The following is a 23,482-nucleotide window of genomic DNA, read 5'->3' on the forward strand; positions in this document are numbered from 1 at the left end:
ACCGGATGTATTTATTACCATTAATACAAAGTGGGCTTTGGGAGCATAACCTGCTCAATATAATCATTTTAGACCATTTTTTAGCAGCTTCCATGAAAAATATATGATAAATGTGAGAAGGTGACCTGGTTATGATATTTCGGTTGTCTGGTGATAAGGTAAAGCAAATACCTGTTTGAATGCGTGATTGAAATCAAAATGCATTTCATAACATTTTGTTATTCCCCTTAAATCCTTAATTTTGGATTAAAGCCCGTGAATTATTTTTTCATAGGTTTTTGCAATACGTAAAATCAAGTGCATATTTCCTGTCAGAAGTTCTGAATGCATATAACTTAGATCAATAATAAACATGTCGAAAACATCTACATTTTTCATTTTATTAATTCTTTTTTGCGCGTGTTCTGGTAACGATACCGAAACAGGTATAGAGGTGGAACCGGGTCTGAATTTGGAGCTGGTGGTGGCAGAACCTCTGGTGATTGATCCGGTGGCTTATGCTTTTGACGAATCGGGTTTGTTGTATGTGGTGGAAGACCGTGGATATCCAGATCCGGCAGAGGGTGGAACGCCTGCAGTGAAGGAAGGACGTATTGCCCTGTTGACAGATACGAATGGAGATGGTGAATATAATCACCGTAGTGATTTTGCTGAGGGATTTACCTACCCCAATGGCATCATGCCGTGGAAAGGGGGCGTGTTTATCACTTGTTCGCCGGACATTTGGTATCTGAAAGATACGACGGGAGATGGAAAAGCCGATGTGCGTCAAAAAGTGCTTTCGGGATTTCATGATACCCGAACCGCCCAAATACGGATGAGTCACCCGACCCTCGGGTTGGATGGCTGGGTGTATGTTAGTAGTGGGCTCAATGGAGGGGATGTCTATTCTCCTCTTCATCCGGATCGGGACACCGTTTCTTTCACGGCATCGGATGGGCGATTTGATCCGGAAACTTTTGAATTTGAGAATGTGGGGGGAAAGAGTCAGTTTGGGATGGCTTTCGATGCGTATGGCCATCGTTTTGGGGTCTCTAACCGGCACCCCATCATGCAGGTAGTGATCGAACCGAAGTATCTCAATCGCAATCCTTATCTGCCTTACAGCCAAACGGTAAAAAATGTATCCAAAGTAGCAGCAGAAGCGGTGGTGTTTCCACTAAAAGAAGTGGTGACGACGTCAGATTTTATCCCCAGCCTGATGGGGAAATCCCACCAGGGCACCTTTACCGCAGCAAGCAGTACCTATATATATTATGGGAAGGGTTTGTCGGACGAACATCAGGGGAATGCCTTTATCTGTGAGTCTGCACAAAATCTGATGCAGCGCCAAATCATGGTGCCCGATGGTCCGGCTTTTCGTTCCGAATTGGCTTATGAAGGTCGAGAATTTTTAGCATCAGAAGATGAATGGTTTCGGCCGGTCTACGTAAATAGTGGTCCTGAAGATGGCTTGTACGTGGTAGACATGTACCGAAAAGTGATCGATCATCCATCCTATGTGCCGGAAGAAATCAGAGACAAGCTTGACTTTGAAAGTGGAAAGGGTATGGGACGTATATATCGAATCACGAGTGCGGATTATCCCTCGGGTTTACAAGATAAAGCCTGGTTTGAAGAATCGTATTCTGAGGAGGAGCTGCTAGAACGTCTTGCTTCGGATGTGGAATGGGATCGGGAAACGGCATTTCGGCTTTTACTGGAACGTCGTAAAATGAGCAGTCCAAGTACGCTTGTAGAAATAGCATTGCATTCTGATTATCCCCAAAGCCGGGTTCGCGCCCTGTGGTTGCTCCGACATATTGCTGAGCTCAAACCGTCCACCCTTGTAAAAGCGTTCAAAGATCCGGTGAGTGGTATTCGGGAGCAAGCGTTGTTGTTGTCAGAACCTGTAGCGGGTTCGGATAAAGAGCTATTGCAAGCAGTTCTGAAAATGGCTGAAGATGAGGATGTACACGTTCGGTTTATGGCAGCGTTGGTGTTGGGGTCTTTAGATAGTGAGGAATCGACGCAGGCTTTGGCCGGAATCGCATTGAGAGACGGCGCAGATCCATGGATGCGTGTAGCTGTACTGAGTAGTATCGGAGGACGGATGGATTCTTTTACATCAGCACTTCAAAATCAAAAAGGTCATACGGGGGCAGGTTATGCTTTGGTCATGAAAGATATGGGACAGATGTTTGGTCAGGCCGCTCCTCTGGAAGATTGCCGAAAACTGGCTTCGATGATGATACGCGATGAAAAAAATGAATCAGCCAGAATGTCCACTATGCTTGGTATGATGGAGGGCGTAGCCGGCCGCCTGGATGGGAATAATGCTGATCGTATTGATGATTTCCTTATGATAGATTTATCTCAAAAAGAACGTTCTGAATTTTTAGAAGAAGTTATGGCAAAAGCAGGTCAGGAAAGCACACCGACCGGCGATCGGGTCACAGCGCTTTCTATTTTGGGCTATACCTCCGATCCCCGAAGTCTTCCGGTGCTCGAAGCATCCCTTGATCCCGAAATTTTACCCGCGGTTCAAATGGCGGCCATTGATGCGCTTATCGAGCAGGGCGATGCAAAGAGTGGTGCAGTATTGACCCAAGAGCGTGTTTGGAAACGATTTACACCGCAGGTGCGTTCTTCGGTAGTTTCTTCGATGATATCGCACAGAATTTATGTGCCGGTACTCTTGGATGCCATTGAGAAGGGGGTGATTGCTGCATCCGATGTTCCCTCCGTCAGTCGGAAACGATTGATGAATAGCCGGAATGATAAGATCAGGAGTCAGGCAGAGCGGGCATTCGAACAATTGGAGGGGGGCGACCGAATGGCAGTATATGAAGATTATAAGACGAGATTGGACCAAGCGGGTGATCCGGAACATGGACTGGCGGTGTACAAAAGAACCTGCGCCATATGTCATTCCTATGATGGCGAAGGCGGGAATGTAGGGCCGGATCTCACCGGGGTGAAAAATCAACCGAGGGAAGCCATTTTAATGCACACCATTTTGCCTAATTATGAAGTATATCCCACCTATCAAACTATGACGATCGAAACCAATGATGGTCGGCATGTGGCGGGCTGGACAGTCAGCGAGACGGAAAACAGCATCACGCTCCGTACGGCCGGTGGGAGTGATGAAACCATTTTGCGGTCTGCTATAAAAGAATTGAATAATACCGGTCAGTCCCTGATGCCCGATGGATTGGAACAAACCATGACAGAGCAAGAGATGAATGATTTGATGGCCTATTTGAAAAAAGGCAGTACCTTTAAAAACTAAGAACTATGGTGGTTGGCATCATGCTCTGGCATAACAGGCTCTTTGATGGAGCTTTTGGCGGGAGGCTGGGAAACCGTAACCTTGGTTGTGTCAAAGGATCAGGACACTCGCTATCTCGCCAGGCTTTGCAGCAAATGCCACGTACCATCGTAATACCTGCGTTTTCATCCCGGGATGAGATCTGGAAGCTCAGTTTTTTTATTAGTATAATGTATTTTATTCCTGGTATGCCCGACCAATCGTGAATATGAGTTCAAACATCAAATAAAATAAAATGAAAGCGATGTGGTTGAAAATTAAAGTTTCTATAAACCAATTGGTGATCTTAGTTGCAATGGGGTTGTTTCTGTGGTTACCTGGTACCCCAGCTTTGGCTCAATATTTCTGGACCGTAGACTCTATGGCTTTATTCACCGCCGGGGAAGACGGATATGATACCTATCGCATCCCAGCACTTGTTTCGACCAACAAGTCCACCTTGATGGCTTTTTGTGAAGGGCGTAAAGCGGGGAGCGGGGATTCGGGTGATATCGATATTGTCCTGAAAAGATCCTTTGACAATGGAAAGACGTGGAGTGATCAGGTCGTCCTATGGGATGATGGTCCAAACACCTGTGGGAATCCGTGCCCGGTTGTCGATCGGACGACAGGTGAAATTTTTCTGTTATTGACCCACAACCTGGGGCAGGATCATGAATCGGAGATTATCCGGAAGACCGCCGTATCAACACGGACCGTCTGGGTGATGAGCAGCACGGACGATGGCGAGACCTGGACCGAACCGGGGGAAATCACCAGCACCACAAAAGATCCCTCCTGGGGTTGGTACGCCACCGGTCCGGGAAATGGCATACAGATCGAACACGGGCCACGGAAAGGATGGCTGGTGATTCCCTGCGATCACAGTTTTGATGATGAAAATGGCAATGTGCAGGGAGGAGGATTTGAGTATGGCTCCCATACGATTTATAGTGCTGATCATGGAAAAACATGGAAGCTGGGCGGGTCCATCCGACCAAAAGTCAATGAGTGTGCTGTGGTCGAAATCGGAACAGATCAGAGTAAAAATGGAACACTGTTGATGAATATGCGATCTTACTATGGTGATCACCGGCGTAGTCAGGCGGTAAGTTATGATGGGGGCATAAGCTGGACCACGCCCCGACCGGTGGATGAGTTGGTGGAGCCGGTTTGCCAGGCGAGCATGATTCGGCACGATCGTTTTCGTCCCGGTCAAAAAAGTCAATTATTGTTTTTGAATCCAGCCTCCACGACGACCCGACACAATATGAGCATCCGGATTAGTGAAGATGACGGTCAAACCTGGCCTTTTATTCAAACTATTCATACCGGCCCATCCGCTTACTCGAGCATGGTGGAACTTCCCGGGCAGGTCGGGATGCTATACGAAGCGGGTGAGCGTAATCCGTACGAAACGATTGTCTTTCACCTGATCAGTAAACAGTAGCGCTGAGAAAATCACCTAATTCAAATAAACAACCATGAAAAGCGAGTCGACCCAAAAAACATTCTTATCCAAACGTCTGGAGTCGCTGGATGCGTTACGCGGGTTTGATATGTTTCTTATCATTGGAGGAACGCATTTTATTTCCAGCTTTATCCATGCGATGGGCTGGGAATCAATGAGTTGGTTGACGGATCAGTTTCGTCACGTGCCTTGGCACGGATTGACTTTTGAAGATGTGATATTTCCGCTGTTTTTGTTTATGGTTGGGGTGTCGATGGTTTATTCGGTGGCGTCTTCCCGGCGCAAAGGGATGAGTAAAAAGGAGATTTACTGGAAGGCGTTCAAGCGGATGATTTTGCTCAGTATCCTGGGCATTATTTATAAGAACCGACCTTTGCACTTTGACTGGGATCAGATCCGGTATGTCAGTGTGTTGGGCCGGATTGGTGTAACGGGTTTCCTGGCCACGTTGATCCTTCTGAACACGACCTGGCGTGGCCGGATATACTGGCTGGCAGGAATCTTAATTCTGTATTGGGCGGCGGTGCTGTTTATTCCGGTTCCCGGATATGGGGCCGGAGATTTGTCCCAGGAAGGGAACCTGGTGACTTATATTCACAGTTACATCGTACCTGGTCGGTTGATCGATGGAATTTATGACGAAAACGGTTATTTTACCCATATTCCTGCTGTCGGACTGGTATTGATGGGGACCCTGGCTTCCAGTTTGCTCCGTAGCAGTAAAATGGAAATGCAGAAAGTGGCGTGGCTGGTGGGAGCCGGCGCGGTGGCTATTGCAATTGGCGTACTCTGGAGTTTTCATTTTCCGATCAACAAGCACCTTTGGTCGAGTTCATTTATCATGGTGACCGGTGGCATCAGTTTTTTATTTATGGCGCTGTTTTATCTGGTCATTGATGTTTGGGGGTATAAAAAATGGGCGTTTCCGTTTAAAGTGATCGGATTGAATTCCATATTTATTTACATGGCGTCCGCCTTGATCGACTTTGGCTATACGTCTAAATATTTGCTCAATGGGTTTATTCAGATGGCGGGGGAAGACGGGCAGCGGTTTATTATCCAATTGGGGGTCTTGTTGCTGGAATTCGGTCTGCTGTATTTTATGTACCGCAAACGCATATTTGTGAAGGTGTAATGGGATTTTAGGTTTCTAGCATTTAGATTTCAGATTCTCTGGAGTGGTCTCATAGGAACTCTTTTTTTGGATACATGAGCTCCTCCGAACGGCATCCCTAATAACAGAATATGCGTGAAAAAAGGTGCCCTCTTTCTTCATTCGAATCGTTATTCAAGTCAACCCGGGTCATGGCTGAAACCATAGAATCCTTTTTGTAGCTAAATATTTTTGATGCTCTAATCTGATAAAATACATTCCATTGAGCACTGCGACAGCGCGCAGAAAACTATACGTTCTTCAGTCTTTCTTTAAACTCATTAATAATTCCTCCTTTGAGCAAAAGATTGATCTGCCGGTCACTGAGGGAGTGGGTGGTCTCAAATTCAATTTGTTTACCTTGATCATTGCTGACTGTAACCTTGATTGAGTTTCGATTATTCACATCTTCCGTCAGGTTTTTAAAGCGAACCATATCTCCTTGTTCTATCTTGTTGTAATCTTCTTTGGCGATGAACTCTAAAGGCAGAATACCAAAATTAACGAGGTTTTGCCAGGCAATGCGCGCATAAGACTGAGCGATGACTGCGATCTGGCCTAGGTATTTGGGGGCCAATGCAGCATGTTCTCTACTGGATCCTTGGGCGTAATTGCCGCCTGCGACCACTATATGCCCGCCATAATTATCCTTGGAGGCCATTGCCCGGTCATAAAACGTTTTGTCGATGACCGTGTAGGAGTATTTGCTGATCTCCGGAAGGTTACTTCGGAAAGGCAATACCTCCGCACCTGCTTTCAATATTTCATCTGTCGAAATATTATCGCCCATTTTTAGCAAAACGGGGACCTCATAGCTGTCATTTAATGGTTGAATATATGGCAATGACTTTATATTTGGCCCCTTTTCCAAAGGCACCTGAGAACCGTCTTCCGGTGGGGGGACCAACATGTCGGTATGAATGATCTCTATTTCAGGTTGTTGGAATTGAGGGTAGCTCATATCGTATAAATCCTCCAGATCCCGGGGGTCGGTAATTTTTCCGGTCAATGCCGAAGCTGTTGCTGTTTCGGGGCTGCATAAATACACCTGATCGTCTTCGGTCCCTGATCGGCTGGGGAAATTTCGAGGCATGGTTCGCAGGCTAATCGTATTGGAGGCCGGAGCTTGTCCCATTCCAATGCATCCCATGCACCCGGACTGGTGAAACCTGGCACCAGCTTTGATCAGATTGGCAAACGCATCGTTTTCTATCATATTCTGAATGACCTGCCTGGAAGTTGGATTAATGTCGAAGGACACATCACTGCTTACTGATTTATCTTTTACAATAGCTCCTGCAATCCAGAAATCACGTAGGCCGGGATTGGCGGATGAACCAATGACGGTCTGACTTATGGGTCGGCCAGCTACTTCGCTCACAGGAACGACGTTTCCCGGACTGGTAGGTTTGGCAATTAACGGGATCAGTTCCGATAAATTTATTTCATCATGAAAGTCATATTCGCAGTCTTCATCCGCTATTAGTTCTACCCAGTCTTCTTCTCTTCTCTGGGATCTCAGGAAAAGTTTGGTCTCTTCATCACTGGGGAATACGGTGGTGGTTGCTCCCAGTTCCGCGCCCATGTTGGCGATGACATGCCGGTCCATAGCACTGAGGTTTTTTAATCCATCCCCATAATATTCAATTATTTTTCCGACCCCTCCTTTTACATCGTATCGCCGGAGCATTTCCAGAATGACGTCTTTTGCGCTGACCCAGTCGGGCAAATCTCCCGTTAACTTAACACCCATGATCTGAGGCATTTTGACAAAATAGGGTTGTCCGGCGATGGCTGCGGCCACATCCAGCCCCCCAGTTCCGATCGCAAGCATCCCCAGTGATCCTGCGGCACAGGTGTGGCTGTCGGAGCCCACCATGGTTTTGCCAGGTATCCCAAAACGTTCCATATGGACCGGATGTGAGACCCCGTTTCCAGGCCGGCTGTACCATAATCCAAATCGTTGAGCGGCAGAGTATAGGAACTTGTGGTCATCGGCATTCTTGAAGTCAGTCTGTAACAGGTTGTGGTCTACATACTGGACGGCCACCTCCGTTTTTGCTTTATTGAGATTCATGGCTTCCAGTTCGAGCTGGACCAAAGTTCCGGTGGCATCCTGCAATAGCGCCTGATCTATTTTGATGCCGATTTCTTTTCCGGGCACCATTTCTCCATGAACAAGATGGTCTTTAATGAGTTTTTGAGTGACATTTAAAGAATGTGGCATAAGACATTTTTATTATTTCCCACTTAAAATAAGAAAATATGCGGAATAACAGGGCTTTTTCCAATACATCTGCTTAAAATAAATTTCAGAGATAAATAATACCGTTTAAAACCAGTACATCAGACTTTGAGAATTCGTCTAAATAAAAAACACAACCGCGTCTTTTTAAATTATGTTGGACACTGCTAATTTTATAAATGTTCTTCCAGAAGTAATTTAGTAATTGAACTCACCTACTCAAAAATGTGTAATAATTTTATATGCATCAGCATGTGGAAGGCTGTCCATAGATATTTGGAATTTACAAAAAGTTATTACAACTTAACAGGCTAATAGGGATGAACTTTTTATAAATGACGCGTGATATTTCCATAGAAATAAGTTGGAAAAAGTATATAAGCGGAGACAAAGCGGTTTTTGGAGATGTCTATCTTCACTACTACGCCGAGCTTTACGCCTATGGAAGAACGATCACGCCCCGCGCTGACTGGATCGATACCGCGATTCAGGAGTTGTTCATTACATTATGGCAAAACCCGCCCAAAGAAGTTCGTTCTCTGGATCAATATATTTTCACGTCTTTTCGAAATCAGCTGTATCGGACCCTTAAAAACAGTAGAAAATATCTTGCCACGAACCGGGTTCCGGAAACCCGTGTAGAAGATGGATGGCACAAAAGTGCTGAAGATATATTGATTGAAGACGAATCAAATTCTGAGATCAGGCAACAGATTCAAAAAGCATTACAATCACTGCCCGCACGGCGTAGAGAAGCCATTTATTTGAAATTTTTTCAAAATAAAACAACGGCGGAAATCAGTGTCATCATGAATATCCGGGAAGAAATGGTGCGTAATTACATTTATAAGGGAATCAAGGCGTTACGGACCAACTACTCCAACCAACAGTTTAGATTACATCCTGCATTGATCCTTATTATTTGCTTGCAACTGAGTGGAAATATGAATCTTTTTTAAAAATAGTTCAACACTCAGCATTATACTTTCTCTATCCTGCTACTCCTATAGATAAAATCGACGATGTTCTCCAAAGAAAAATGGAGAATCCTAAGATTTAAATTCTTTTATGAACGCAGAGAAATATATACAGTACCGTGTAGAAGATTGGGTCCAGGATCCTTTGTTCCGGAATTATATCCTGGACAAAGATACCACCCACGGACATTTTTGGAGGGGTTTGAGCAATGAGAGTGATGAAATCGCACGTAAAATGAAAGAAGCTTCTGACATCCTCCAAGCCATGTCGGAGGTGCATAGCGATTATCACGAAGAAGGGAGGCGGAAATCTGCTGAAAGTTGGAAAGCGCTGGAGCAAAGGCTTCCCTCTCGTAAGAAAACTTCACACCGAAGAATGATCACCTTGGTATCTGCTGCGGCATCTATCGCGATAGCTGTTTTGGTCCTTTGGGTATTATGGCCTTCTTCTCAGGCTGCTGTATACCTCACCGAAGCGAACGAAACGCAGGAAGTTCTTTTGCCAGATGGCTCACTGGTTTATTTAAATGAGAATTCCAGCTTGACCATACATGAAGAATGGCAGAACGGCATTCGTGATGTGACGCTGGATGGTGAAGGGTATTTTATGGTTCGTTCGCAGGCGGATACTGCAGGCCACAAAAAGAAATTTACGGTAAAAACATCGGGGTTGGATATTGAAGTGTTGGGAACTCAATTTAACGTCCAATCCAGAGATGCAGAAACCCGGGTGTCCCTGGATGAGGGTGCGGTCAAATTGGTGCATGGTGGTGCTGAAAAAACGGAATCCTACATGGTGCCGGGGCAGGTCGCTTCCTACGACCAGAAATCAAATAAAGTTGCGATCATCGAAAAAGCACTTGTACGTGCAGATGAACTATGGAAACCTAAGACTATTGAATTTGACCACATCACCTTGAGAGAGGCGATCGAAAAGATGGAGACGGTCTTCAAAGTAGAATTTACGTCGGAAAGTAAGGCGGTGCTTGGGCTAAAAATTAACAAGCTGTCGGTACCCAGTGATAACCCGGAGGTCTTTATCAAAACGGTAAATATCTTATTTGAGAACAAGATCATTATAGAAATGGATCCCGAAAACGGAACTTATGCTATACGAGAACTAAACAAATCAATGGATCAATAAATTAATGCTGATGAATTTGAAAAATACGCGCTTTCTTAAGATTCGATGTGGAATTGGGCTTATCATACTATTAATGAATTCGGCTCTTTCTGCGCAGTCTTTTGCGTCTCGAATGGATAATCCTATTGAAGGTTATCAACAACTGGATAAAAGTATAGATGACGAATTGAGTCGAGGCTATATTACTGTATCGAAGGCTTTAGATTATTTAAAACAGAGATTTAAAGTAAATTTTAGTTATCTGGACGACCTTAATTCGATGGATAAGATATCTACAGCGGTTTTTAACGAGAAGGAGATTAGACCAATCCTAAATCAGATCTTTCGAAATACCAGATTCCAGTACAAAGAGGTGGAACAGGGATTTTATGTGATATATCATGATGATTATAAACCACCATCATCTGAAAGGACCACCATCGATCCACCGTCTTATTCAGCTCAGGAAAAAAAATCTTATTCCACTAAAAGAATTGAAAGATTATCGGCGAATGATCAGGGTTGGAAAATGATCAACAAATTGGTGTTTTCAGTTGAGGGTTCGGTGACGGACGAATCTGGCGAACCTTTGATCGGGGTAAATGTATTGGTGAAAGGGACCAACAAAGGTACGTCGACAGATTTTGACGGCCGATTCACATTGGAGGATATTGATGAGAATGCAGTCCTGTTGGTATCTTATGTGGGGTATCAGTCGAAGGAAGTAGCAGTAAATGGTCGTGCTAATATTGATATTAAATTGATGTCGGATGCACAAATGCTTGAAGAACTTGTCGTGGTAGGTTATGGTACGCAGAAGAAAGAGAACTTGACAGGTTCGGTAGATGTAGTCGGAAGCGAGAGACTTGAAAATCGATCTGCTGGGAATGTAGCTGACCTCATTAAGGGAGCTTCTCCCAATCTCAATATTTCTATGAATTTTAGGGGTGGAGAGCCAGGTGCTACTAGTGGGTGGAATATTAGGGGTATGGGTTCTATCCATGGAAACGCTTCTCCTCTAATTCTGGTAGATGGTGTTGAAATGAATATTAATAATGTAGATCCGGAATCAATAGAGAGTGTCTCAATACTTAAAGATGCATCTGCATCTGCAATATATGGTTCTAGGGCGCCATTTGGAGTGATTTTGATTACGACTAAAACAGGAGGAACAAATAAAGATTTTCAGATTCAATATTCTAACAATCTATCCATGGCTTCACCCATGAAAGTTCCTAGCTTTATTGATGCACTGACTTGGTCCACAGCTTATAATCAAGCTAACGCCAATGCTGGGCTAAATCCTGTGTATAGTGAAGAACAAGTGGGGCGAATAAGAGGTTATATTGATGGAACTTTTCCGCATGAATACGATCCTGAGAATCCTATTGATAACATTTGGGCAGGCCGCCGGAATGGAAATGCCAATAATGATTGGCCTCAAATTATGATGAAAGACCACGCCTTTAACCAAAAACACAATGTCAATGTGTCTGGAGGAAATGAGAAAAACCAGTATTATTTTTCAGGGGGATTTACAGATCAAAATGGAATGTATGAGCATGGCTATGATTTTTACAAAAGATATAATTTTTTGACTAACTTTTCTTCACAGCTTACTGATTGGCTCAGTTTCCACACCAGTGTAAAGTATGCAAATGGGAAGACAGATTATCCATTGGGTGAAACGACAGTTGGTCGCGAACACTTTTTTAGGGAGATTCTTATGTTTGCTCCGATGATGCCATTTTATAATATCAATGGTACAGTTCAAAGCCCGTTGGTCAGACTAATGCAGGATTCTGGTCGCGATAAGACTGAAACCAGCGATTTCTTTTTAACCTTGGGGGGAGAAATTGAACCCATCGAAGGATGGAAAACAAAATTTTCATACAACAACAACAAAATCACAGGGAGAAATGCTGTAAATCCTCATCCGGTATGGGTAGAGCTTGGCACAGGAGAATTTGGTAATATTGGAAAACCATCCTCCACTTTTACTTCTGTGTTTTCTGAAAATACTTATACATTAATCAATGCATTAACCTCTTATGAAACATCTTTGGGAGGACACTTTTTTAAAGCGATGGTTGGGTATGAGCAAGAGGAAAAGCTATATCACAACCTCAATGCTACCGGATCTCAACTGATTACCGACGAGGTTCCTTCTATAAGCACTTCCCTTGGAGAGAAAACGGTGGACGATCGGAGTTATCACTGGGCTACCCAAGGGGTTTTTGGGCGGTTAAACTATAACTTCGACGAAAAGTATTTGTTTGAGTTTAGTGCTCGATATAATGGATCTTCCCGTTTTGCGAAGGAATCCAGATGGGGGTTTTTTCCTTCGGCTTCTGTTGGGTATAACATTTCCAAAGAACCATTTTGGGCTGGTATAGAGCCATACGTGAATTCGCTCAAAATACGGTCTTCATATGGTTCACTGGGGAATCAAAATGTCAGCAATTATCTATATCTCTCTACCATTCCAGTGAGCAGTGAGCTGAATTGGATATTAGATCAAGAAAGGCCAGCTTATTCTCGGGCACCCGGTTTAATCAGTGATGATTTGACCTGGGAAACAATCACTACATTTAACTTCGGACTGGATGTGGGGGTTTTCGAGAATAAACTTCAATTAGTTTTCGATTGGTATGACCGGGTAACAACTGATATGCTAGGTCCATCAGAATCTTTACCCTATTTGCTTGGAGCCTCTACTCCGAGAAGCAATAATGCAGAAATGGCAACAAGAGGGTTTGAGTTGGTTCTGAACTGGACTCAGCAAACTTCTTCGTCCTTTTCTTACAATGCGTCTTTTAGCATTGGTGATAACCGGTCCAAAATACGGAAATATAAAAATGATAAAGGGTTGATTGGAACATGGTATGATAATAAAGATGTGGGAGAGATCTGGGGTTTTGAAACAGATGGGATTATTCAATCTGAAGATGAAATAATTCCAGATCAGTCAAAGTATTATTCTAGTTGGGGTCCCGGCGATATGAAATACAAGGACTTAAATGGAGACGGAATCCTTGATGATGGGTCAAGAACATTAGATGACCATGGAGATCTTGTGGTCATTGGTAATAGCACCGCGCGTTACAATATTGGTCTAACCGGTGGTATTAATTGGAAGAATTTAGATTTTCAGATGTTTTGGCAAGGAATCGGGAAAAGAGATTATTATCCTCATGTGAACTCTACTCTTTTTTGGGGGATGACCCGGTCATGGGCATCCTCGGGGCTCTATAAGAATTCTCCTGCTTTGGATTATTGGAGACCCGCTGATGAATCAAACAGTTTGGGACCAAACACCAACGCATATTTTCCAAAACCATATTTTACTTCTGAGACGAATAAAAACAGGTTGACACAATCAAAATACGTTTTAAATGCGGCCTATCTTAGACTTAAAAACCTTCAGATTGGATATAGTATCCCATCCGAGTTCATGAGTCGTTTATTTTTGCAAAAAGCTCGTATCTATGTTTCTGGAGAAAATCTGTTGACATTCTCCAAACTACCTGACATATTTGATCCGGAAACTGCAATAGCCTCAGATCCTTCTTATGGTGGATATCTTACCAGCGGAGTCATTTATCCTATGACCAGGACTCTTTCTTTGGGTGTTAATATAACCTTCAAATAATCAATTATGAATACTTTCAAATTATTTTTAAGCTATATCGTCATAAGTGTTTTCATTTTTTCATGTGATAGCGATTTCCTTCTTCGAACTCCACTTGATGAAGTGACTTCTGTGGACTATTTTAAAAGTCCAAATGATCTAAAAGCATACATGAATCAATTTTATAGTAATACTTATTTTCCGCGCTACAACAATCATGGGAATGATTTTGACAGTGACAATGAGATTACCCAAAGCGTTAATCGTCGACTGGAAGGGACTCGAACGGTCTCTACGACAGGATCAATCGGATTTGGGCATGTCCGTAGCATTAATTACTTTTTTGATCATTACCGCAAAGTAGAGAAAGAAAATTCTTTTGAAAGTTATAAGCAATATTTGGGAGAAGCATACTTTTTTAGAGCATTAATATATTATAGGTTATTGCAATCTTATGGAAACATTCAGTGGATTACCACAGAATTAGGAACGAGCTCGCCCGACTTGTACAAGGCTCGTGATCCTCGAAATAAAGTGGCTGACGAGATAATAGCAGCACTTGATACCGCAGCATCCTATCTTACAGATGATAAGACACGAGGCGCAGGACGGGTCAATAAATGGATGGCTCTACTGATGCAAAGTCGTATTGCATTATATGAGGGTAGTTGGGAAAAATATCATGCTGGTACAGCTTTTGGAGTAGAGAATGCTAATCCGGAAAAATATTTTGAGAAAGCTGTTGAAGCAGCTTCGCAGGTTATGAATTCAGGAGTTTATGATATTTTTACTACGGGGAACTCGGAATCCGATTATAAAACGCTGTTTTCCTTACAAGACTACTCTTCCAATGAAGAAGTGATGTTTTGGAGGGAATATAATAATGAATTGACTCGTGGAGATCGAGCATTTACCAATGATCGCAATTTTAGAATGGAAACTCCATCAGGTAAGACAATTACAAAAGAATTAGCAGATGCTTATCTGTGTAAGGATGGCAAACCTATTCAAGCAAGTCCGTTGTTTGGCGGTTATGAGACGCTATTGGATGAAATGCAAAATCGAGATCCGCGATTCTTACAAACGATTGCAACACCGGATCAAGTCTGGAAAATATTTGAAGATGGTACTATTTCGTATTGGGAAGAAGTGTACGAAAAACTCAATACATCGTCAGACTATAATGCGCCGAGTGGATACATTATACAAAAAGGATATAACCCTAATATGGAATACCATGTTCAGCAATATGAAGAAACGCCATCCATTTTGTATCGCTATGCTGAGGTGCTATTAAACTATGTGGAAGCAAAAGCTGAACTTGGAAATATTGATCAAAGTGATATCGATAAAACAATTAAAAAACTGAGAGATCGGGTAGGAATGCCCAATTTGATATTGAATGACATTGCGTTAGATCCCTCTTGGGATTTTCCTGAATTGTCCCCTATAATAAATGAAATTCGCAGAGAGCGTCGAGTTGAGTTGGCTGCGGAAGGATTTAGATGGGATGATATTGCAAGGTGGGCTGCAGCCGATGAGCTGATTATTGGACAGCGTCCTAAAGGCTTTTTAGCCTCTCAAATATCAGTTAATCCTTTTCCAATTGATGATGAAGGTTTTCTGGATCCATTTCAAAACGCTATTCCTAATGGATATGGTTTTGATCCGAAGCGAGATTATTTGAATTCAATTCCTGAATCTGAAATAGTATTAAACCCTGAACTAACTCAGAATCCAGGCTGGTAGGTTAATTTTGAAGTTAATAACTTAGTACGGTCCATACTTCGTGCAGCCCAGGACTTTTTCGGTATTTCGGTGTCCGAAAATGGAAATTATCTTGAAGAAGGTTTGTCTTTGTTTTAGTAGTATAGAATTTAATACGCGGAGCTTCTGGCATGTTTTATCAATCCAGGAGGGTGCTGATTGAATAATAGCATCGGGTCTTAGGAATGCCTTGAAGCTATTATTGAGAATTCTCGTTCGATCGATTGAAACACAAACTATATCTTAATTCAGTCTTCAAGATTTTAAATTTTTTAATATGAGTAAGTGGATTTGTTGATATTGATGCGATATCCATGAATTTCATGTTTTGGATTAGATGCTACTTGGTTTTTAGTTCAAGGTGTGATTTTGTGAAATTTGATAAGTATCTTCATCCGTGAATTTGTGAGATATATGTCAATATCAATCTATGACTCCATGAACAGAAAAGAATTTTTATATACCTCTTCCACTTTGATCGGGGGGCTGTCTTTAGGGAGAATTCCGTTTCCTGCGTTTCGTCAATCGATCCGAATAGGTTTAATCACCGACTTGCACTATGCCGAACGGGATACGCCGGAAGGAAGCACCAGGTTTTACAGAGAATCTCTAAAAAAGTTATCGGAATGCATCACCGTGATGAATCGGGAAAAAGTTGATTTTCTCATCCAACTCGGTGATTTTAAGGACCAGGATGATCCACCCGAGGAAACCGAGACTTTGGCGTACCTGAGAACAATGGCCAACGAATTAAGTCATTTTAACGGACCGATTTACCATGTGCTGGGCAATCACGACCACGACAGCATATCCAAACAGCAATTCCTGGACGGTGTGACCATCTCCGGATTTAATCACCCCAAGAGCTACTATTCTTTCGATAAAAATGGATTTCACTTTATCGTATTGGATGCCAACTACACTGCTACCGGAGAGGCCTACGATCATGGAAACTTTGATTGGAAAGATGCCAACATTCCACAAGACCAACTCGAATGGCTACGGAAAGACCTGAAGCGTACGAGGAAACCGACCATTGTATTCGTGCATCAACGCCTCGATGAAAAGGACGGAAATGCCAATTATTGCGTGCGAAACGCCTCGGCCGTTCGAGAAATCCTGGAAAAGGCAGAAAACGTAACCTTGGTTTTGCAAGGGCATTATCACCCCGGAGATATGAGTACCATAAACGGAATTGTGTACTATACGCTTAAAGCAGCCGTCGAAGGGAGTGGACTGGAGAACAACAGCTTCGCTATTTTGGAAATCGACAAGAAGCTGGAAATGAATGTCATCGGATACCACAAAACAGAATCAAGGCTTTTGAGAAGTTAATGTGTCGACAATTATAATCAATGAATGTAGCCTCGCAGACACACGAATCGTCAAACTGAATCGTAAGAATAGCGTGTTACAGAATTGAGATTCGTAATTGCATAGCGATTTGGAAGTTCGATGCCCAAACAACTACAGGGACTTAGTACTTGCAGCAATAGATTATTAAAAATCAGGTTTATCCTTTCAATACACCATCAACAGATTCACTTTCGTGTGTGATCAAAATTATTTACCTTAACCGACATGAAAAGTCTACTTCAAAACCACTGCTGGATGATTACCCTGGTACTAATGACAGCTGTGTCCAATTTAGAAGCACAATCCCTGGATTCATTGGACCCTCATCAACGTCGCCAATTTTATTTGGACCAAATTCTGGAATGGCTTCCTACGGAACGACCAAATTACGGACGGGTATCCTATTTGGACTCGACCTTCTCGGAATGGTTGGATCGAACTGGTGAACTTCCTCCGGATTTTTCTAAGCTGCCCGACATTTATGATTTGCCGGACCCCCTCTTGATGAATGAGGGGCAGGCGGAGGAGCCGGTCAGGACGATGGATCAGTGGACAGCGAAAAAAGCCTGGATGCGTGATCAACTCAAGCATTATATTACAGGTGATTTCCCACCGGCGCCTGAGAATATAATGTTTAGCATTGTAAGCGAACGCATGGATGGCCCCGTTAAAATCCAGATGGTGGAGTTGCGGTTTGGACCTGATCACGAGGCAAAACTCACAATGGAGTTGATGATTCCGCCCGGAGAAGGACCTTTTCCGGTGTTTATGACCCAGTGGAACCACCGGGGGTGGGCACAAATTGCTGTCCGCCGGGGGTACATTGGCTGTGTGTATGCCGGGGCAGATTCCAAGGATGATACGGAGGATTACAGTCGGATCTGGGCGGGTGAATATGATTTTACTCGATTGATGCGAAGGGCCTGGGGTAGTTTTCGGGCCATTGATTACTTATATACATTGCCCAACGTTGATCGAGAAAAAATTGCTTTGACGGGTCACTCTCGGAATGGTAAGCAAGCCTTAATGGCTGCGGCCTTTGATGATCGGATTACGGCCGTGGTCCCCAGTAGCGGAGGCACGGGGGCGGAAGTTCCCTGGCGGTATTGTGCCTATAAATATGATGTGGAAGATATTGCCCTGCTGGGACCGGCACAGCCTTCCTGGCTGCACCCGCGATTGCGGTTTTTCGTGGGACGCGAATATAAAATGCCGGTGGATCAAAATTCATTTATGGCATTGGTTGCACCGCGGGGATTGATGTTGAGCACGGCTACCGAAGAAGTAGCCAGCAATCCATGGGGCATCGAAAAGGCTTTTGGTTCTGCTAAAAAAGTATATGAATTCCTGTCGGCAAAAGATCAAATTGCTATTCGTTATCGCAGTGGTACGCATGGTACGACGGCGGAAGACATCGAAGCATATATCGATTTTTTTGATTATTCATTTGGCCGGTCTTCCCGGGAAGTCAAACAGAAGTACACCTATGTTTCATCCTTTGAGGAATGGAAAAAACAAAGTGGCGAAGACGTGCAGGTCAAAGATTTTCCGGTACATCATTCATTCACCTCCCCCGGATCAGATGAAGATCAAAACATATCCAATGATCGGGAATGGAAAGCCCATAAACGGCAAATACTTGAACAGGTGCACTGGATGCTGGGTGAAAAACCGGCCGGGGTTACCAATCCCAGTCCGAAGCAGGTTGGTCAACGGGTTCGCGGTGAAGAAAAATTTGGAAGTGTGATCCGGCGGCCGGAACCCACGGAGACCATGGGCCGTCAGGCCATAAGTCCGTACAATGGATTTGGCGATTACTTGTTTGGGTATTTGTATTATCCCAGGGCAAAACTGGAAAAAAAGGAAAATATGCCCGTGGTGATTTATCTGCACGAATACGATTATTCAAAAGGATTCTCTTCCATGGGATTGAATCATAATATTGATGACTACTTTGAATCGTTGGTCCAACAAGGATATGCTGTTTTTGCATTTGATATGATCGGATTTGGAACCCGCCAAAAAGAAGGTCTGCATTTTTATGACCGCTACCCAAGATGGTCCAAAATGGGCAAAATGGTGGCCGATGTGCAAGGTGCCGTAGATGCTTTACGCACCATGGATGTCATAGATCCGAAACAGATCTTTGTGGCTGGTTATTCCCTCGGAGGAACTGTGGGCCTGTACGCTACAGCGCTGGATGAGCGGATTGCGGGGGTGGCATCTGTATCCGGGTTTACACCGATGCGGACCGGTCAAAAAAACAAATGGCATATCCAGGAATTATGCGATGAGCAAATGCTGGTTCCACGGTTGGGATTCTTTCAGGATGAAACAACACGAATCCCCTACGATTATGATGATCTGCTGGCTGCTATTGCACCCCGGCCTGTGCTGGTCATTGCACCGGAATACGACCAGGACGCTGAAGTGGAAGGAGTATCTGAATGTGTCCGGTCGAGTAATGAACTTTTTCAATGGCTAGGTGCTGAGCGTCACATTGATTTGTATACTCCCGCTGATTACAATCGGTTTTCGGAAAAGATGCGGGAGAAGGTGTATGAATGGCTGAAGGGAAGGAAGAACAGATTTTGATCCGGACACCCTGTACTACTGGCTGGAATATAAAGATTTATGGATCGGGAAAGCCTGGAATTGATCCGTTCGGAAGAAATATGAGCATTCTATTAATTCATTCTGTAAGCCATGAACACCTCCGTTGAGATCTAAATATATCTTGGTTGACAAAATAGTGGGGAACTCTATTTTAAAAATCCGGAACATTTTTTATTTACACTATTTGCTTTTAAAAATATTACGTATATTCGGTAACGTTACCGAGTTGTGGCTTGCTTTAGGCCTTTTTCAGATGGGGTCTAGCCTTATTTAATAAGGTGTAACTTTAATCAAATTGATGGTATATTCAGTTGTGCTAAAACTCAAGTAATAATTATAAACCATGATCTTACGTCTTTACACAATTGGTCAAAAAATTGTTTTACGCGCTGAGTTCTGCCGCAGTACATCGATCCTTTTTGTACTGCTGCTTTTGGTTGCCGGAAAGGTTCAGGCGCAACAAAAGGTTCCGGTTTCGATCTATTCCAGTGAAATCCACGATACCGTGCAGCTGAACAGTCTGGCAGAATGGGAACAGTACCGTTGGCGTCTGAAACGGAACATGGAAGCCGTCATGGGACCCTTGCCCACACGCAGTGATTTGCCTGAGCTGGACGTAGAGGTTGTTGATACACTCCATACTAGTCGCTACATGCGGCTGAATATTACTTTTCAGGCTGCACCCAATGAAAGAGTTCCAGCCTATTTGTATATACCCTACCGAAGTTCTGTGACGGGGAAACTTCCCGCTATGCTGGCCTTGCATCCGACCGGAGCTGATGGGAAAAAGATTGTGGATGGCCAGGGCCGGAAAAATCGGGGGTATGCCAAAGAACTGGCTGAACGGGGTTATATAGTGATTGCTCCGGACTACCCGAGTTTTGGGGATTTGTCCGATTATGATTTTGAGAATGACCGATATCAGTCTGGAACGATGGCTGCTATTTTTTACCATATGCGGAGCGTGGATCTCCTGACGGAGCGTCGCGATGTCGATGCTGATCGAATTGGAGTTATTGGTCATTCATTGGGTGGTCACAATGCCATGTTTCTGGGTGCATTCGATGAACGACTTCAGGTGGTGGTGTCCAGCTGTGGATGGACGCAGTTCGAATATTATGACATCGGAGAGGTGGCACATGAGCGTTATGGCGGTCGACTTGGACCATTTGCCCAAGACCGCTACATGCCTTTGTTTCGAGAAAAATATGAATTGGACGGGGATCGGGTTCCTGTCAATTATCATGAAATGATTGCTTTGCTCGCACCACGTGGATTCTTTTCCAACTCACCGTTGAATGATTCCAATTTTGATGTGAAAGGGGTAATCAAGGGAGTAAGCATGGCACAAGATGTTTTTCGGTTTTTAAAAGCCGAAGATATGTTGCAAGTCCGCTATCCCGAGGCAGAACATGATTTTCCTACTCAGATTCGACGGGAGGCGTATCATTTTATTGATCGAATGATGAACTTTGTCCCCGCAGATCATGAATTGGAATAATAAAAAGAATTTTACACCTATGCATATTCAAAGAAGAGAACCAATGAGGAAATACATAAAGGAGGAGCATGTTGTATCTATACTGGTGATCTTCATTTTATTTGTTTTTGGTCCATCGGTATCGGCACAGTCCGACTCCCCACATGATCTCGGAGTTCAATTGTATGCGGGTGCATCGCATGCCAATATCACCCCGGCTCCCGAAGTCCACAACTGGGTAAATGGGGAACCTTATGGAGCCGTCCAAGACTCCATTTTTGTGCGGGCCCTGGTCGTTGGTGACGGGGATCATAAAGTGGTCTTTCTTCACTGGGAACTGGTGGATGCCGGCGAGTCTGCGACAGACCAGGTTCGCAAACGCATCGCAGAAAAACTGAACATACCTTCCGGTAATATCCTCGTGAATGCAGCTCATAATCATTCAGCACCATGGGCGCCTGTCTACGGAGAGGATAACCGGCGGGGTAAGGAACGATATCCCTGGTGGGTGACCCGGCACATGCCAGCCCAGGATGATGAGCCGCACTTTCGGGAATGGAAAGAGCGCCTTCTGGATCAATCGGTGGCTGCTGCAGTGGAAGCTGATCGAGCCGCAGAGCCGGCGACAGTTTGGGTGGGCCGGTATGATGTCTCCAGATTCCTGAGGAATCGCCGGCCCCGACCCGTCAAAGCGGGAATGGGATCTTCCGGCTTACCAGAGGGGTTTGGATATAAACATGATGACTGGGACCCGCGCGTGCTCAGCGGCGATCATACTTTTGGTCCGATGGATCGGACGATGACCGCAGTTTCTTTTCGTAATCGGGACAGTGCAAATATATCTACGTTATTTCACCTGGCCTGTCATGCGGTATCCGTTTATCCGTATACGGATGAATTGTCGGACGATTGGCCCGGAGCCACGACCCAAAAGCTCAACCAGGTTCTGGGTGGAAATAATCTGTTTCTTCAGGGAGCAGCGGGTAATATTAACCCGTGGCGTCGGGGTGAAGTCGCCGTGCAACAAATGACCGATGGGTTGGTCCACGATATTTCGGTAGCCTATGAATACAGCGCACCATTGATACCGGACTCCATTCGGGTGGATAGGACTGTAGTCGGATTACCGCTAACCGACTACGGTCAGGAGCGCACAGGTCTGGACAACATCGATGCGGAGATCATGGGAGTAGTTATTGGCCCGCTGGCTTTGGTAACCTTGCCAGGCGAGCCCATGACGGAACTGAATATGGCGATCCAGGCGGAATCTCCGTATCCCCAAACGATTGTTTTGGGTTATTCCAATGGGAATGGCGGGCATTATTGTGGCATGCCTGGAGAAAAAGCACACGGTGGATATGAGACCGGTGAACGGACCAATCTGGGGAGCGACCAAGCGGGGCTACTTCTGGTCAAATCAGCGATCGGTCTGCTTGATAAAATGTATGTGAAAAGTAAAAATGAGGGAGATGAATAAATGGCTTTATAAAATTAAAGAACAATTCGCACCTTTTAATTTTGCGCTGATCCCGCTTTTGCTGTGGATGGTCCTGACAGCATGTAGTTCATCCAACAATCAAACTACACCGGAACCCAAAAACGTCGTCTTTCTGATAAGCAAAGATCCCGATAATTATGAGGCGGATCGCACCATTCCTGCTTTTGCGGCTCAATTAGAAGAAAAATATAATTTCAATACCGAGGTGCTTTTGAGTAGCGGACCTCGTCATGCAAGTGATTTTCCTGATCTGTCTGTACTTGACCAAGCAGATCTCCTCGTGGTGTTTTGCAGACGGCTGGCGTTGCCTGACCGACAACTGAGACAAATTCAAAAATACATTGAAGATGGCCATCCGGTGATGGGAATCCGAACGGCAAATCACGCTTTCTCTGTACGCGATGGTACGATTCCCGATGGATATTCTGATTGGAAAGATTTCGTTCCGGTCGTCCTGGGATGTGAAAACCGGGGCTATGGTCCGGTGGAGCCGGGAACGGATATTTCGGTTGTTTCACATCTGGCGGGCCATACAATACTACAGGGCATCGAAGATTCTTATTGGCATTCGACAGGCAATGTTTACAAAGTAGCGCCTTTGCTCGATGACAAAGCCATTGTTTATCTCAGAGGGAGTGTGGGATCCGCCCGACTCGATGAACCCGTTGCATGGACACGAATAAACCCCTACGGTGGGAAGGTGTTTTACAGCTCCCTGGGACATCCCGCCGATTTTGACAATGCAGATAATGTGAAAATTTTAAATCAGGCGATAGCCTGGCTCACTCATAACTCAACTAAAAAATGAAACCTTTAAATAGATTAAAAACCATGAAGGAAACTTTATTTCTTGCCCCTCTTATTTTTTTATCA

13 protein-coding genes are annotated in these 23,482 nt (G+C 44.2%); 12 read left to right on the forward strand and 1 reads right to left on the reverse strand.

From position 1 onward, the window contains the following. Positions 1 to 352 precede the first annotated feature (352 nt). From KUV50_RS11065 to KUV50_RS11075, 3 genes are all read left to right on the forward strand, one after another. Positions 353 to 3,274, forward strand: a complete 2,922-nt coding sequence (locus KUV50_RS11065; RefSeq protein ID WP_222580208.1) for a PVC-type heme-binding CxxCH protein — start codon at positions 353 to 355, stop codon at positions 3,272 to 3,274. Between the two features lie 274 nt (positions 3,275 to 3,548). Further along, on the forward strand, positions 3,549 to 4,742 hold the full coding sequence (locus tag KUV50_RS11070) for a sialidase family protein (RefSeq protein WP_222580209.1): 1,194 nt from the start codon (positions 3,549 to 3,551) through the stop codon (positions 4,740 to 4,742). Positions 4,743 to 4,776: 34 nt separating this feature from the next. After that, positions 4,777 to 5,898, forward strand: coding sequence for an acyltransferase family protein (locus KUV50_RS11075; RefSeq protein WP_222580210.1), 1,122 nt, complete (start codon positions 4,777 to 4,779; stop codon positions 5,896 to 5,898). 268 nt (positions 5,899 to 6,166) lie between these two features. Here KUV50_RS11075 and KUV50_RS11080 read toward each other — a convergent pair whose 3' ends face one another. Continuing rightward, complete coding sequence (locus KUV50_RS11080; protein ID WP_222580211.1) at positions 6,167 to 8,143, reverse strand: aconitate hydratase; 1,977 nt, start codon at positions 8,141 to 8,143, stop codon at positions 6,167 to 6,169. Positions 8,144 to 8,496: 353 nt separating this feature from the next. Here KUV50_RS11080 and KUV50_RS11085 point away from each other — a divergent pair, with 353 nt between their 5' ends. The 9 genes from KUV50_RS11085 to KUV50_RS11125 all read left to right on the forward strand — a co-directional run bounded on the left by KUV50_RS11085 (position 8,497) and on the right by KUV50_RS11125 (position 23,417). Further along, the gene (locus KUV50_RS11085) at positions 8,497 to 9,120 is read left to right on the forward strand and encodes an RNA polymerase sigma factor (RefSeq protein WP_222580212.1); all 624 of its coding nucleotides are present in this window, start codon (positions 8,497 to 8,499) and stop codon (positions 9,118 to 9,120) included. A gap of 109 nt (positions 9,121 to 9,229) precedes the next feature. Beyond that, the gene (locus KUV50_RS11090) at positions 9,230 to 10,282 is read left to right on the forward strand and encodes a FecR family protein (RefSeq protein WP_222580213.1); all 1,053 of its coding nucleotides are present in this window, start codon (positions 9,230 to 9,232) and stop codon (positions 10,280 to 10,282) included. A 10-nt stretch (positions 10,283 to 10,292) separates the two neighbouring features. Beyond that, positions 10,293 to 13,913: a SusC/RagA family TonB-linked outer membrane protein gene (locus KUV50_RS11095; RefSeq protein WP_222580214.1), complete on the forward strand. Its 3,621-nt coding sequence runs from the start codon at positions 10,293 to 10,295 to the stop codon at positions 13,911 to 13,913. A 6-nt stretch (positions 13,914 to 13,919) separates the two neighbouring features. Continuing rightward, on the forward strand, positions 13,920 to 15,641 hold the full coding sequence (locus KUV50_RS11100) for a RagB/SusD family nutrient uptake outer membrane protein (protein WP_222580215.1): 1,722 nt from the start codon (positions 13,920 to 13,922) through the stop codon (positions 15,639 to 15,641). Positions 15,642 to 16,097: 456 nt separating this feature from the next. Next, on the forward strand, positions 16,098 to 16,994 hold the full coding sequence (locus KUV50_RS11105) for a metallophosphoesterase family protein (RefSeq protein ID WP_222580216.1): 897 nt from the start codon (positions 16,098 to 16,100) through the stop codon (positions 16,992 to 16,994). 246 nt (positions 16,995 to 17,240) lie between these two features. Continuing rightward, positions 17,241 to 19,610, forward strand: coding sequence for an alpha/beta fold hydrolase (locus tag KUV50_RS11110; RefSeq protein WP_222580217.1), 2,370 nt, complete (start codon positions 17,241 to 17,243; stop codon positions 19,608 to 19,610). A 364-nt stretch (positions 19,611 to 19,974) separates the two neighbouring features. After that, a complete protein-coding gene (locus tag KUV50_RS11115) occupies positions 19,975 to 21,132 on the forward strand; it encodes an alpha/beta hydrolase (protein WP_222580218.1) in 1,158 nt (385 codons plus the stop codon). A gap of 43 nt (positions 21,133 to 21,175) precedes the next feature. After that, entirely contained in the window at positions 21,176 to 22,588 is a 1,413-nt protein-coding gene (locus KUV50_RS11120) for a hypothetical protein (RefSeq protein WP_222580219.1), read from the forward strand. Continuing rightward, positions 22,581 to 23,417 (forward strand): ThuA domain-containing protein, encoded by an 837-nt coding sequence (locus KUV50_RS11125; protein ID WP_222580220.1) that lies wholly within the window; start codon positions 22,581 to 22,583, stop codon positions 23,415 to 23,417. Before KUV50_RS11120 ends, KUV50_RS11125 begins: the two co-directional genes overlap by 8 nt. Positions 23,418 to 23,482 lie beyond the last annotated feature (65 nt).

The organism is Membranihabitans marinus (assembly GCF_019802045.1).
GTDB lineage: Bacteria > Bacteroidota > Bacteroidia > Chitinophagales > Saprospiraceae > Membranihabitans > Membranihabitans marinus_A.

What these genes read in the sequence shown, in the direction of transcription:
- KUV50_RS11065 (WP_222580208.1), top strand. Translation starts at nt 353, where the DNA reads ATGTCGAAAACATCTACATTTTTCATTTTATTAATTCTTTTTTGCGCG.
- KUV50_RS11070 (WP_222580209.1), top strand. Translation starts at nt 3,549, where the DNA reads ATGAAAGCGATGTGGTTGAAAATTAAAGTTTCTATAAACCAATTGGTG.
- KUV50_RS11075 (WP_222580210.1), top strand. Translation starts at nt 4,777, where the DNA reads ATGAAAAGCGAGTCGACCCAAAAAACATTCTTATCCAAACGTCTGGAG.
- KUV50_RS11080 (WP_222580211.1), bottom strand. Translation starts at nt 8,143, where the DNA reads ATGCCACATTCTTTAAATGTCACTCAAAAACTCATTAAAGACCATCTT.
- KUV50_RS11085 (WP_222580212.1), top strand. Translation starts at nt 8,497, where the DNA reads ATGACGCGTGATATTTCCATAGAAATAAGTTGGAAAAAGTATATAAGC.
- KUV50_RS11090 (WP_222580213.1), top strand. Translation starts at nt 9,230, where the DNA reads ATGAACGCAGAGAAATATATACAGTACCGTGTAGAAGATTGGGTCCAG.
- KUV50_RS11095 (WP_222580214.1), top strand. Translation starts at nt 10,293, where the DNA reads ATGAATTTGAAAAATACGCGCTTTCTTAAGATTCGATGTGGAATTGGG.
- KUV50_RS11100 (WP_222580215.1), top strand. Translation starts at nt 13,920, where the DNA reads ATGAATACTTTCAAATTATTTTTAAGCTATATCGTCATAAGTGTTTTC.
- KUV50_RS11105 (WP_222580216.1), top strand. Translation starts at nt 16,098, where the DNA reads ATGAACAGAAAAGAATTTTTATATACCTCTTCCACTTTGATCGGGGGG.
- KUV50_RS11110 (WP_222580217.1), top strand. Translation starts at nt 17,241, where the DNA reads ATGAAAAGTCTACTTCAAAACCACTGCTGGATGATTACCCTGGTACTA.
- KUV50_RS11115 (WP_222580218.1), top strand. Translation starts at nt 19,975, where the DNA reads ATGATCTTACGTCTTTACACAATTGGTCAAAAAATTGTTTTACGCGCT.
- KUV50_RS11120 (WP_222580219.1), top strand. Translation starts at nt 21,176, where the DNA reads ATGAGGAAATACATAAAGGAGGAGCATGTTGTATCTATACTGGTGATC.
- KUV50_RS11125 (WP_222580220.1), top strand. Translation starts at nt 22,581, where the DNA reads ATGAATAAATGGCTTTATAAAATTAAAGAACAATTCGCACCTTTTAAT.